At 42.1% G+C, this 13,228-nt stretch carries 8 protein-coding genes; 1 reads left to right on the forward strand and 7 read right to left on the reverse strand.

Features of this window, described 5'->3' with window-relative positions; genetic code table 11:
• Positions 1-49: 49 nt before the first annotated feature.
• Positions 50-2,047 (reverse strand): WG repeat-containing protein, encoded by a 1,998-nt coding sequence (locus MYF79_RS20700; protein WP_247809694.1) that lies wholly within the window; start codon positions 2,045-2,047, stop codon positions 50-52.
• A 213-nt stretch (positions 2,048-2,260) separates the two neighbouring features.
• On the opposite strand from MYF79_RS20700, the gene MYF79_RS20705 reads away from it, so the two are divergent.
• The gene (locus tag MYF79_RS20705) at positions 2,261-4,222 is read left to right on the forward strand and encodes a DUF4157 domain-containing protein (protein ID WP_247809700.1); all 1,962 of its coding nucleotides are present in this window, start codon (positions 2,261-2,263) and stop codon (positions 4,220-4,222) included.
• A 149-nt stretch (positions 4,223-4,371) separates the two neighbouring features.
• Here the strand turns inward: MYF79_RS20705 and MYF79_RS20710 are convergent, their stop codons facing one another.
• From MYF79_RS20710 to MYF79_RS20735, 6 genes are all read right to left on the reverse strand, one after another.
• The gene (locus MYF79_RS20710) at positions 4,372-5,310 is read right to left on the reverse strand and encodes a hypothetical protein (RefSeq protein WP_247809702.1); all 939 of its coding nucleotides are present in this window, start codon (positions 5,308-5,310) and stop codon (positions 4,372-4,374) included.
• A 496-nt stretch (positions 5,311-5,806) separates the two neighbouring features.
• A complete protein-coding gene (locus MYF79_RS20715; RefSeq protein ID WP_247809703.1) occupies positions 5,807-6,178 on the reverse strand; it encodes a hypothetical protein in 372 nt (123 codons plus the stop codon).
• A 1,056-nt stretch (positions 6,179-7,234) separates the two neighbouring features.
• A complete protein-coding gene (locus tag MYF79_RS20720; protein ID WP_247809705.1) occupies positions 7,235-7,540 on the reverse strand; it encodes a DUF1493 family protein in 306 nt (101 codons plus the stop codon).
• 208 nt (positions 7,541-7,748) lie between these two features.
• Entirely contained in the window at positions 7,749-8,099 is a 351-nt protein-coding gene (locus tag MYF79_RS20725; RefSeq protein ID WP_247809707.1) for a hypothetical protein, read from the reverse strand.
• Between the two features lie 110 nt (positions 8,100-8,209).
• Positions 8,210-8,833, reverse strand: a complete 624-nt coding sequence (locus MYF79_RS20730) for a hypothetical protein (protein WP_247809708.1) — start codon at positions 8,831-8,833, stop codon at positions 8,210-8,212.
• Positions 8,830-13,227 carry a DUF6443 domain-containing protein gene (locus MYF79_RS20735; RefSeq protein WP_247809709.1) on the reverse strand — a complete coding sequence of 1,466 codons (4,398 nt, stop codon included), beginning with the start codon at positions 13,225-13,227 and terminating at the stop codon, positions 8,830-8,832. Before MYF79_RS20735 ends, MYF79_RS20730 begins: the two co-directional genes overlap by 4 nt.
• Between the last annotated feature and the right edge of the window lies 1 nt (position 13,228).

Consider the following 13,228-nt stretch of genomic DNA (forward strand, 5'->3'; position numbering starts at 1 on the left):
GTGCATTTTTATCACTATGATGTCAATATTTTGTTGCGCCGAAATAGCTTTAATTAATTGATTGTCCTGTTCTCGACAATTTACTATTTCCAGATCCCCGGATAATGCCACCATCCAGAGAGATTTGCCCGAATTTCAATGGAACGATTACCTCATTCTCCCGGTTCACGACTCCCCACAACTCACCATCCTTTGTCACTTTAAACAGTCCATTGCCTAAAAGCTCGCACTCCTTATAAGCAGTACCAAACAGTAATGTGCCATCTGTTGTAATATAACCTTTTTGCACGTCATCAAAATTATATACGGCCAACCCTGTTGCGACATCAAAAGCACCCACATATTCGAATATCGGGGGGATCACTGTTTCTCCTTTACTGTTGATATAGCCATATTTTCCCCCATAGACCATCGTCCTGAACATATCATTACAATTGGCAGGTTCAATAGCCTGCCAGTGTGAATCGTTAGCCACCGTAGTACCATTGGATAAAACGAAGTAGCCTTTACCATCCGGGAGCAACAAATGACTGAGATCTTTGTCCAGGTTGATATAATTATCAAAGATGCTGTAAGTATTACCTTCTATCTTAAACTGTTGGATATGGCCATCGCAGCTATACAAGGTTGAGGTAGACCTGCTATTGCCCTGCCCGAAATCAGTTGCAATAAAACTTCGCATTTCCGGACCATAAAAAATGCGGGAATACACCTTATTCGGAATAGGCTTAAAATTAGCATCCAACAAGCTTTCTCCGTTCTGCAGGGTCACTTCATACGCATTGCCACCACATAATTCAGATTTCCGGATGCTTCGGTAAGGCAGCCCGCTTTTTATCACCCTGAAATCCCGCTTGCTTACCAGGTCTGACAGCACCGCGTCTTTTGTCTCAACAGTGGCCAGTATCAAGGTATCGCTTGCTGCTGATATCCTGGTATATTTAAACGGCAGCAGTACCTTCCCATGTATATCTATAATACCGCTTTTGCCATCTGTTCTGGTAGCTGCTATCAAACCACTATCGATAAAACTGATCTCTTTGTAGGTGGGTTGTATGGCCCATTTGCCTTTCGCGTTTATGACGCCCCAAAGGTCTTCCTGATTTACCTGTACGGAAGCCAGTCCCAGACCGTTCTTCTCAAAACCATAAATACTCCGGAATTTTGTATTAGTGAGCAGCTGACCGTTAAAATTGAACAGGTATTTGAATCCCTCACGATCCTGTGTGATAGCTAGTTGTTGATCTGCATCCAGGATTTCAATATAATACGAATCTTCGCAAAACAGGCGTCTTTTTGCTTTCACGTCAATGATGTTACCTGCAATATACCAGTAGCGGGTTGACAGGATAAGGGGGTCAATACCCTCGATCCCCCCAATCCATAAGGTATCCCTGAGGTTTTGGCTCAGGTAAAAAGAGGAGCCTTCCTGCCCATACACCTTATAATAATGCTGCCCTTTCGTACTAAATAGTTTGATGCGGGAATAACCAGGCTTAATGATCTCTTTTTGTAAAGCATCGGCCACCCCATAACCCTTTGCCGTTTGTACAATAAAGGTATGGATGCCCGTAGGCTCGATGGAATAATAATCTTTGCTGAACAGTTTTTTACCATCCTGCGAATAGTAATTACACCACTCCCCGCCATAGCCGACAAATCCGTTTTTGCCATCTGATACTATAGACACGAAGGAAGCAGGAATGATCACCTTCCCAGCTGCGGTTTTAAGCCCATACCGGCCCTTTTCAGAGAAAAGGATGTTACCATTGCCCAGGGTGATAACGGGCGGCTGATAACGATGTGTAGCTGCCTTAAAAAACGGCTGTGCGTGGGTCATGATATCAGTCAGCGCTACGGGGGCCTTTTTTTCCGGAGAAAATGGAGGATTAAATTCGACCGTACTTTCCACTTGCTCGCTATAACTTATGCGGGACAATGCACATCCACCGGGAGTCAGTTTTAAAACCTGGTAGACGGTTGTTATTTGTGCAAATGCCGTAGCGGAAAGCACGCAGAGGTATAGTGCCAAAATGGATGTTCTCATAGGTATATATATGATATGTAAAGTTACATTACGTTTTCCATAATATTTAAAATTTGGAAATTTAGAAATAATACTTTTCCGGCTAAACGAGCTGCACGCCAGGTATACCAGATTTCAAGACCTGAATTTGTCCGCATAGGGTACACAGCTACTTTGGAAAACTCCTCTTCAGGAATATGCCCTATATTAAGGAGTATACCTTTATAGTTTGTTATGAAACATGAACACAATCCAGGGCAGGCCAATCAGGCTGTCAGCCAGGCAATAGCCAACAGTCATGGTCTTTCAGGCGTTTCCCAACCTGCAGTGATGTCGATCCAGAAAGCAACAGCCGATAAACAAACTGAACAGGAAGCACTCAGCGAACTGTCAGACGAGCATTTAACACCCGCCTCCAAATCATTCATAGATCCATATGTCAACAAAAATGCTGTCCCGGCATCACCCGATATTCAACCATTCCAGTTAAAGAACAATAACACTGGCATGCCGGATCATTTAAAGTCGGGTCTCGAAAATCTTTCCGGTTATGATCTTTCACATGTTAACGTACATTTTAACTCTTCCAGGCCGGCACAACTGAATGCATTAGCGTATGCACAGGGTAGCGATATACACCTTGGGCCCGGCCAGGAGAAACATCTTCCACATGAAGGCTGGCATGTTGTGCAACAAATGCAGGGAAGAGTGGCGGCTACCAAACAACTAAAAACAGGCGTTCCCGTTAATGATAATGAAGGCCTGGAAAGGGAAGCGGATAGGATGGGTGACATTGCGAATGCAAAAAATACTACCACTGCGCCAAAGATGCTTAAATCGGCCTCCGCCGGTCAGGTGGTGCAGCGACTGGTTGGCTTCGAAATTGAAACACATATCAGGCTAACACCCGGTGAACGCGAACGGGCTTTGCAAAAAGACAAAGTTCTTTTAACCGGTATGGGCTGGACGCTGACAGTAGAAAAACAAAAAGGTGGTGAAGCTGTTGAATTTAAAATAAGGGCGGTAGGCGATCAGTCAGATCCAAGCCTGCTCGAAGACACAATGACCAGCCTTGAAATATTCGCCACCAGGCTTGAAGGGTTGAAAGAACCAATTACACTGGGCGAGCTGGGAAAACGGACAGGCTTTGCTTACGACGAAACATTTTCCGAAACCAGGCTCATTCCCAGTGAGGATATGACAGGTATGCCCCAGATGACTGCAGGCATTTCACTGGAAAGAATAACGAACCTCTTACAGGATATGACCAAAGAGGGAACGCAGTTGTTTGGCGGGCCCGGTGGCGGTGAAGTCGCCGAAAATGTCCGTGCAGGCATCAGTAGTTCACTTGTTGGCATACTTGAAGGACTAACAGGATTCCCGAAAAGTTACCAGGGTTTCATTTCATTACTGGTAAGCTACCTGCACGGCACCAGGAACATGGTGCCCTCCTATTTTAAGGCGGCCGTTGCAGCGCTTAGCCGCGCCGACCTGGGGAAATTCATGGAAGTTCCCGAGATCAGGGAGAGGCGGGATCTGATATTGAAAGATGTCCTCCTCTATGCAAAAGCCAAGGGTAGCGACAAAGTATTTCCACATGGTATTAAAGAAAAGGAAGAAGTTGTGGATGCGCCAATTACCATTGAATTTTGGGTTAACAGCATCATATCCGGAAACGATGCGCTGGCCTGGAGCCCGCAAATGAACCAGGAAAACAGGGAATTTGAAATGGAACCGGTGGGACCTCGCAATGTTACCGGTGTACCGCTTGAAATACGCTCCTTGCAGAAAGGTATACCCGTTGCAGGATGGAAGCCGTACATACTTCATCTGTTCAGTTATGTATCGAAATTAAACACCTCTTCTCCCCAGGCATATGAAGAACTTGAGACCGAAACACTGCTGCCGCCGCCTAAACTTCCCGTAGTGCATGTACAACCCATCGACCATCTGAGCAATATAGCCAAAATGGAAAAGGCGCTTGCAATAGCAACGGAAAAACGAGATATACACAAACGTTCATGGACAACGAACAAGCTGGTTGAATTTATTAAAAAGACCATTTTCGACTATAAGGTCGATATGAAGGGCAACGATTTTAAAGAGAGTTCCGCGAGATGGAGTGTATACGCGTGTAACAAATTCGTAGAAGACATGGATACTGCCATTGCAGAAGAAGAGCTGCAAAAGATCTGAGTCCATTAACAACGTTGATATTCAGGGCCTGGTTTTCGGTAATGTAGACCTATTATTGGGCGGTTGTAGCAAACAGTAAAAAAGAGCGGGCCGGGATAAAACAAAAAGGCAGCATGGAAAGTACCCTGCCGCCTTTTCTACGTTCCGGATTATTTTATAGTATACTCCAGCCTTACTGATGACTTTACCGACGAAACCCCACCTATGGATTCCCTATATTCATAGGTATGCAATCTGCCGTCAGGGAAAGAAGACAGCACGTGGCTGAAAGGTTGATTCATGTCATTGTATTGATAGTCTGCCGGCATGGTTGGGAAATAGTCGTTCCTTAGCCCATTCATAAAGCTAAAGTCGGTTGGGTTTAAGAATTTCTGAAAGTAGAAATCGCCCGTGACGGCAAGAAAGAAATTAGGACTCAACCTTGTTGCCAGCAAAAATAAGTAGGATCTGTCAATGTTTTCCAGTGATGCTATGCCCGGCACGGCTGTTTGCAGCCGTAAGCCCAACCTTCTGGGCAAAGCAAATGGCTGATTAAAGCCGTAATCGCATTGGATGGAATCGATCTGGTTATCGTCCCCCCTGAAATAAGTGAGATGAGAGCCCACAGTACCTTGTGACTCCCCTACTGTAGTAATATCAGTAACATGGCCTTGTGAATTATAGGTAATGAAACAGGTATCACCAGATGTATTGCCTTTTGCGATGATGCGGTCAAGCCGCTTGTTTTCATCATAATGGAGGTAATAATTGAGATAATAGCCTCTTTTTACCCCCTCAGTGATCAGCTTTTCAATCGTGCCATCATCATTGTAATAAAACAAGGATCTGGCGGTATCGTCCTTAAAGGGCGGATTGCCTATCACTTTCTCAATCTGGCCTTTTGCATTATAATAGATGCTGTCACGGTACAGGTAGTAGTCGGTCGAGTCACTCATCCAATAATAACCAGTTGTCAGTAAATATGTTGTATCCTTCGGAATGGAGTCAACAGACGGTCGGATAACATTATCGTCCTTTTTATCACAACCAAAGAATACCACAAGGCTCGTAACAATCAATAGGGCATAGGATAACTTAAAAACTTTCATTACGGGTTAAATTTTCACAAAGCTACGCCATTGGAAAACATATTTTCATTTTTTTGTATTTAATAAGTTATGTATGAGGCTTTGCCATGTTTTATGAAGGATGGGGATAAAATGAATGTCAGCATTATGATCAACGCTGTATAATTTATTTACAATCAATATCAAGATGTTGATTGTAATGTAGTCTTCCCCCCCGTCGATATTAATTAGTAGACGTAACTAGAGAGGGTAAGGCCACCAAGATCAGGTTATTTAACTGTAACTACTGAATAGAAGCAGAGAACACTATGTCTAACCGGTGTAATAGACATAATAATTCTGTTGTCATATAACCGATAAATCAATTTTAAATTCTGATTATCATAAAAATATCTGATTGTGACCATCTGATCTCCAGACGTCACTTTTCTCGATTTATAGTTATCCCAATAAAACCTAATATTTACAGGAATTACTCTCATTATATTTTCGATATTCAGGCTTTCATTATCCCGCTTTACACTCTGAAAAACAACGGCACTATCTGCATTTCCATTACTACATATTCGCTACTGCCCCCCTCTAAATAGAGGCCAATACTTTCCATTGGAGTAATTCTTATGATAACATTGTCTTCAATGAATATATCAAACTCCTCAATTATTTTGTCGCTATCACATAGTGGACAGCTATCCGCTTCTGCAATACCGTACACATTCACTTTTTTAAAGTCCGAATTGCCAATGTTATTCCTTCCCCATTTAACAGTATCTCCAATATGGTATTGTAAAAAAGCGGCATTCCCGTATTTGAATTGGATACGACCAGAATACTGCCTTCTACAATTTAAACACTGAACATCTGTAATCAACACGTTGAATGCACTCATAAGACATTACTTAATCCGGTAGTAATTTGAACTTAGCTATCCTAATTGCTGCATAAAGTTTAAAAAAAACCGCAGTCCCCTCGCCCAATCATGTATTGCCAGCATTCGCCCCGGCTGCGACGCGCCTATCCTTTGTCTTATGTATCAAAGGATACGACAACAGAGATAGGCGCTAGATTTTTACTGAAGATCTACAAGGCGAAAATATAGATCGCTGGTGTACACCGCCGTCGTCCATCCGTTTCTTAATGGAGAATTAAGAATGAAAAACGGTCCCAAAACACAAGAATAAATAAATTTATCTGGTTACCCCTCTGTTTAATCGCTCAATCTGTGGCATACTATTTTTGTGTTGCCTTAACACACTATAGCAATAATTTTTATTTCACTACCAGTGGATGATGTCTTTATAATATAACAATTCAACTTAAGGTCATCAAAAAAACCTCTCCACTTTTCGTAAAAGTACAATAAATCAGGATCGTTAGATGGTGCTATATAAGCGTCATCAATTGACTCATTGGCAAAAACAATTGCATTGTTATTTCAACGCAACACGGCAAGATAATTTACCAGATAAACACGACAACGGAAGGATATGGTTGCGCTCCAACTAAAAAACTAACAAAAGCTACATCTCTTTTTATTGATCCTTAGCCCGCGCAAAAATAAATCCTTGTCAGCATCAGCACTGGAATAATCATTAAGAGGAAGAATATAAGACAGAATAGAACATTTACTTTAGCTCTTGTCGCTGTCATTAAAAAAAGACCTAAAAAGAAACTCCATGACAAGATCTTTTCAAATACTTTGAAACTTATCATCTGTCCAAAAATCTGTTCGTAACAGGTCACTTCTGAAGCAGTACCGATTATTGTAAAATACATTCCACAGACGACAGAAATTAATGTAAGAATTATAAAAATGGACTGCTGTTTAGTAAGGCTCATATCTTGTTCCGATTAATATCTTCGAAGAAACATCATAAAATGATGTTTGCTTTATAAAGATAGACAAGATTGACTGACGAATCGCCAGCCACTTTTGATCTATCCATTAATTAATTACATTGTCATCTAATCGTCTTGCCTCTATTGCTTTCATAAGGTGGCCTACAGTTAACATCTTAATTTCCTCAGGCATAGGTATCATAGACGGCTCCGAATAGAAGTATTTCGTAAAATAAAAGTTACTAATATCTACACTATACATTTTGCTAAATTCTACTATAAAATCTTCTCCATCATCTCCTGTTATACCGAGATCATTTTCTATTGAAGTTTCCATCGTAATCGGAATGTCCAACCCCCTTGACTGACGATGTATAAAGGCCACTAAATCATTAAATAACCGTTCCTTCATATTCATTTTTTATCAGCATTGTCCGACTAAAGTAATGTAAAACAAGATAAAAAAGGGCAGTTCCGAAGAACCACCCAGATTAGTTATGTTTGAGTTACCACACAACAAACATTCCTAATGGGGGAAGTTAAAAAATTTCGCGGACAGCCGGTTCTGTCCCAAATATTAGATGTAACACCGAATTCAGACTTTACCGACGAAAACCCACCTATAGATTCATTGTATTCATAGGCCTGCAATCTGCCGTCCTGTTTAACCGATCAATATGAGGCATACTATTTTTGTATTGCCTTAACACACTATCAATATACTTTTGGTCAAACGTGCATTTATTTTTTTTATACCAATCTCTCCATTCCTTAATATCTTTTTTGAAATCACTATGTGTTTCATACCCTAGCGTGCTGCTATAGTCGGCTCTGGTATAAAGGCCGGTAGTAAAACTTAGATAAAAAAGTGCATAACGATAGTCTTCAACAAACGTTGCTTTTCCCTTTTGAAAACCTCTTACAATATTAAGCTGGTGCTCAAAATCCTTTTTAGCAGTTAAATCAATCACGCATTGCATAGAATTGCAACTCGTGATTATCAATACAAAAAATACTACTATTAACTGCCGCATTTGTATCAAACATTTAGTCACAACGTTATTCTGAACAAGAATTCATTTTACATATCTTTTACCGCACAATTGCGGCTTAAAGTCCCCAAGGAGAAAAACTCAGATGTTACTTCACCTGCATTTGACGCAAAATGACTGATGATGATATCATCGTTATTAAACCCTTCCGAAGATTTCACCAGATAGTTGCTTAACGGCAGTGAAATATTAGCGTTAGGAATAGTCATTGTAAAATTTTCCTTAATCCACCTCTTTTCATTTGAAAAGAAATAATATTCCACTTTGACATCTCCATTATTCTTCTTCCAAACAACATAGTTTCGAATAATGGCTGTTGCTCCCATTCGGTTTGCCTCAACAACAAAAACCTCCTTATTTTTCATCTTTGATAACAACATAGCCAAGAACTTATACCTCGCAGATGCAGTATCTACTAACTTCCAATATTTGAATTCATTACTGCTTTTAAATTCATCTAAACTCTGAGCATACCTAGCTCTTCTTTTTTCATCACTTGCCGACTTATACTGATTGGTAAGTGATTTCAAAGTTGCATTATTCCAGCTTATTAATATGCGACGGACATCGTCTTCATATCCCCTCTGGCCTTGCAGGCTTCCAACCCCTACTCGCAAAAGAAATGTTAATAATAATAATAATAATCTAATCATTGCATACGAATATTAAAAGTTGGTAAAGATGGTGAGTATGGTAATTTTCTAGGACCTATGCCATTTTCCTTTCTCAATTTATTTTCCTGAATTCTCGCACCTTTCTCCTCACTCGTCATTCCCTTCGCATTTCTATCTGGATCTATCTCTCCCGTAGAAGCTTTACTACCCTTTCCATTCCTGTATTGAAGTGCATGAAACAATTCATGCCCAAGTATAATGAATGGGGCCACTCCTTTACTTCCATCCTCGTTTGTAATTGCTATTGATTTATCCGATCCATCATTCCTATTTGTTGTACTATAACGCACTGATGAAGATGTGCCTGGTCCTCCGTCTTGCCCAGCCTCAGGCCTATCCGGCACTGTAAAGTCCTGATTCTTCTCCTTTTCTCCGGATTGAGTAATTGTAACTGTACTTCCAGGTTTCATTAAATCGTCTATCATAGCTGTTCCCACCGGTTTAGATATAACGTTGCCATTTGCATCTTTTGACACTTCACCAGTCAACTCGACATTACTGTTTGTTTCACTGGCATACTTTACATTACCTGACTCATCTAAAACCAATTGTCTATCAGTGAGTCTTTGAAGATCCTCAAAAGTCTGTTGTCTAAAATTCTTATCGCCGCCAATAACAATGTCTGTGGGGCCCATCCCGTCAGGATCGATGAACCTTATGGGATTGTCAAAAGCATAGTTATATACCGAATGTCGTCTCATTTTCTCTGCAAGCGGATCTACACCATGCCACCTCCCTATCTGAACATCATACATTCTCGCCCCATAATCATACCATTCCAACCCACTCCCATCTCCAAATTCCTTATTCTGTAACTCCTTTTCATTGTACTTCATCCTATTCTCCGCATAATTAAACCCTTTGAGTGCATTAGAAGATATCCCCGCCATCGTCAACCCATACGGATAATAATGCGTCTCCTCTAACAATGGTCCGCTATTCACCGCCAAAGCGACATTATCAAAGAACACGTCCTGCTGACTCTCGTTACTGGTATAAACATACAAAAATCCGCTCTTCTCTACTGCCATCTTCTCCACTCCCAGTTCCTGCAGCTCGTCCGGACTCTCCTTCACCTGTCTTACTCCACTATTATCTTCCACTAATTTAAAATCATCATCGAATAAAACAAAGTTTAAATAAGCTTTCGGGCGATTTGACTGGCCGTTGTCCTGGTTCTTTTCTTTTAAACGTTGATAGTTATTGTTATAGAAATCTGTATTAAAAGGTGTGTTATTAACAATTGCATCCGAGGCATGCGACCCATTTTCGCTTGCTACACCTCCAAATGCCTGCACAAGTCCAGCTACCATATCCTCTACCGGCGCCTTTCCATTATTGTCTGTCGGACCCTGGGACTTATAAAATGCCTTTGCCTTAATCTGAACGGTATCACCGGCCATTACACGTAACACCAATGAAGGACCGATCTTCTTCCCTCCTGCTTTCGCATTTAACTTTGCCGCAAACTTGTTCTTTTCCGTAGTCTCGTCTGCAGGATAGCCGGAGGGCACCTCTGTACGCGTCTCCTCCACATTGTTGAATAGCGCCACTTCCTGAGCAGCTACCTCCGTTTCCATCGTGGCAGCATACATAGTAAAATCAGTCTGATCAGTTAAAACTGTTCTTACATTTCCCAGGTGATCCTTTTCGAAATAATCATAAGCATATTGCACCGCTTGCCCGTTTTTATAAACAGGGCGAATACGACCTTCTTCATGGCTTATCAGTTCCAGGCTATCCTGCCTGTATACAAATGCTCCCGCATAATCCGTTATAGTCGTCTTTGAAGGATTGATGGTGTTATCCACCACAGTCTTGCTAAGTTTATTCCCGGCAGCATCATACTGGTAGGTAATTATTCCCTTACCAGCAATTGTAATTACAGCAGGCAGGTTGAGATGATTATACACAATTGAACTAATATGCTTATTGGAATCAGCCACCATATTACCATTGCCGTCATAGAAATAGTCGTTACCACTGTTAGTACCATCAATAAAATCCCCCAGTTTCGCGGATGCTGTTTTTGCAGGGTTAGGATCGGCTACAGCTGCCAGCTTGTTGCTATTAGCCAGGTAAGTATAGCTTAGCCTATCGATTGTGTCGATCTTTGTTCCGATCATCCCTTTCTGCCACATGGATTTAATGTTACCATTGGCATCGTAGGTCAGATTGCTAACCGTAAAGTCCTTTTTGTCCTGTGCCCAGCTACCACCACTCTTCTGCGTGAAGTAGGCACCAGTCAGGCGGTTGGCCTTGTCATAGCTATACCCATAAGCCCAGGCGCTATCCGCACGGGTCTTCCACTTAACACCAGATATGTTACCATTATACTGGCTGGAATCAAATCCATAATCATAGCTTAATTCCTGCCCAAACCAGTTGGATGTGCTCGTTCCGCTATTCACAAAGTTTTTGTTGATCCCTTGTAACCACCCGCGGATATTATAAGCATAGCTTAAGCTATCAATTACACCTCCGGAAGAATTTACTCCCAGACGCTTTAATTTTAATTGTCCCAGCTCATCGTAGTTATTGGCTGCAATCAACCTCTCCTGACTCACATCATCATTTAACCGTTTCCTCACTGTAAGCAATCGGCCTCCATGATCGTAGGTCAAAGTAGTCAGCAAGGTACTTTGTGCCGTAATGCTTTTCGGATTTTGATGACGAAGGTAAGTTGCCAATACAGCTCCTTTGAAGTTGTACAGCGTTGTAAGTACATCTTTACCTCCAAGATTATTTTCACTTAATACCTGAATAGCACGGCCCTTATCATTATAATATGTAGTTGTTGTTAACCACTTATTGGTTCCCAGTACCCGTACTTTACTTCCCGTCACTAATCCCGTAGTCATAGTACTTACAGGCAACTTATTAGGATACAAAGTATCAGCAGCTATTAACTTTCCAGTATCGGTCGCCATAAAAGCCAACTTGCCGGAATAGTTATAGTTGTCGTAGAAGGTATATGTCAGAGGCGTCAGTGCGGATGCCGCTATATTAGGCAATGGATTTGTAGCGGCAATCACGTTAGTATCCCCCGCAGCGGCAGGATCAATTTTTGCTTCTGTTTCTGCGCCTGCGCCGGAATCAAATTCACCCAACATAGTAACGCTGTTGGTGGCTGTATATAATGGACTTCCATCATGGTTATACAAGGCCAGGTCAGCTTCTGCCGGCGCTACATAGGAAATGGCCTGCGAAGCCGGAGCCCTGTTCATCCTTGCCTGTAAAGTATCTCTTGTAGCAGTTCCCTGATAAATAGCTGTCATGGTTGGACGGTTCAACTCATCGTAAAATGTCACCAGCCACTCCATAGGAGATTTCGTTCGCTGCACAGAATCCTGCGTAAATACAAGCCTGTCGCGCAGATCATATACCATGAATACTCTTCCCGCGCCGGGTACTTTTTTTACCACCATACGCTGCCTTGCATCGTATTGATACTGGAAGCATAATTCATCAGCGATAGCCGTAGTCATTGTCCAGGTGCCCTTTATAGCATCTACAGCCAATGGAGGTATAACGAAGCGGAGATTACCCAGATCATCGTACACATAGTAGGTGCATAACCAGCCTATATGCCCAGTACCGGGGTTAGCTGCTATCTGCACTTTCTTTAATATCACCTGGCCTTGTTTGTCCTTATACTCTATGACCTGGCTGCCTTGCTCGTCCACAGTCGCATTTTCCTGTAACTGCCCTGCAGCATAATTGCCGACGCTGGTAGGTATACCCGTTCCAATATTCCACAGTCTCACTGAATCAGTCACGGTGTTCACCTGATACCGCGCTTCCACAGGACGATTCACCCAACTATTACCTGGCGCATAAGTTTTAAGCGGTCTGTTAAGCGGGGACTGTTCAAACTGTTGCTGGCTATAGAAAATATTCTCCCCTGTAATGCCAGGGTTAAGCACCCCGTTCTGATAAAATGCTTTCTGCGCATTAAAGGGATCTGTCTTAAACTTTCCATCGCTCAGATTACCGGATTGCTGCACATAGGGAAGATACTTGTACTGTTCCCGCCCATAAGGATCATATATCACCGGCGCCACCAGGTCCTTTCCGCCGCTACTAATTCCTTTCGAAACTGTCTGTATCGGACGACCAAGACCGTCAACGTATTGAGTGGTCTGTTTGACCTCCCTCACCTTCCTTGCTGCAGATACCACTGCAGTAGTATCTGTCAATGGCATATCCGGCTCCCAGGTTCGTATATAATTAATGCTACTACTTGTATAGGGCGTTGGCAAGGTCACCGGTGTTGCGGCCGGTCTCGATGCACCTCCGGGTTTATTCTGCGCCTGTAGCTTGAATGCCAACATCAGGCACAGGCCGGATATATAAAAAGAAATCTTATTCATG

This window comes from Chitinophaga filiformis (assembly GCF_023100805.1).
Lineage (GTDB): Bacteria > Bacteroidota > Bacteroidia > Chitinophagales > Chitinophagaceae > Chitinophaga > Chitinophaga filiformis_B.

Coding starts and splice junctions, on each gene's coding strand:
- MYF79_RS20710 (WP_247809702.1), bottom strand. CDS start 5,310: ATGAAAGTTTTTAAGTTATCCTATGCCCTATTGATTGTTACGAGCCTT.
- MYF79_RS20735 (WP_247809709.1), bottom strand. CDS start 13,227: ATGAATAAGATTTCTTTTTATATATCCGGCCTGTGCCTGATGTTGGCA.
- MYF79_RS20715 (WP_247809703.1), bottom strand. CDS start 6,178: ATGAGTGCATTCAACGTGTTGATTACAGATGTTCAGTGTTTAAATTGT.
- MYF79_RS20705 (WP_247809700.1), top strand. CDS start 2,261: ATGAAACATGAACACAATCCAGGGCAGGCCAATCAGGCTGTCAGCCAG.
- MYF79_RS20700 (WP_247809694.1), bottom strand. CDS start 2,047: ATGAGAACATCCATTTTGGCACTATACCTCTGCGTGCTTTCCGCTACG.
- MYF79_RS20720 (WP_247809705.1), bottom strand. CDS start 7,540: ATGAAGGAACGGTTATTTAATGATTTAGTGGCCTTTATACATCGTCAG.
- MYF79_RS20730 (WP_247809708.1), bottom strand. CDS start 8,833: ATGATTAGATTATTATTATTATTATTAACATTTCTTTTGCGAGTAGGG.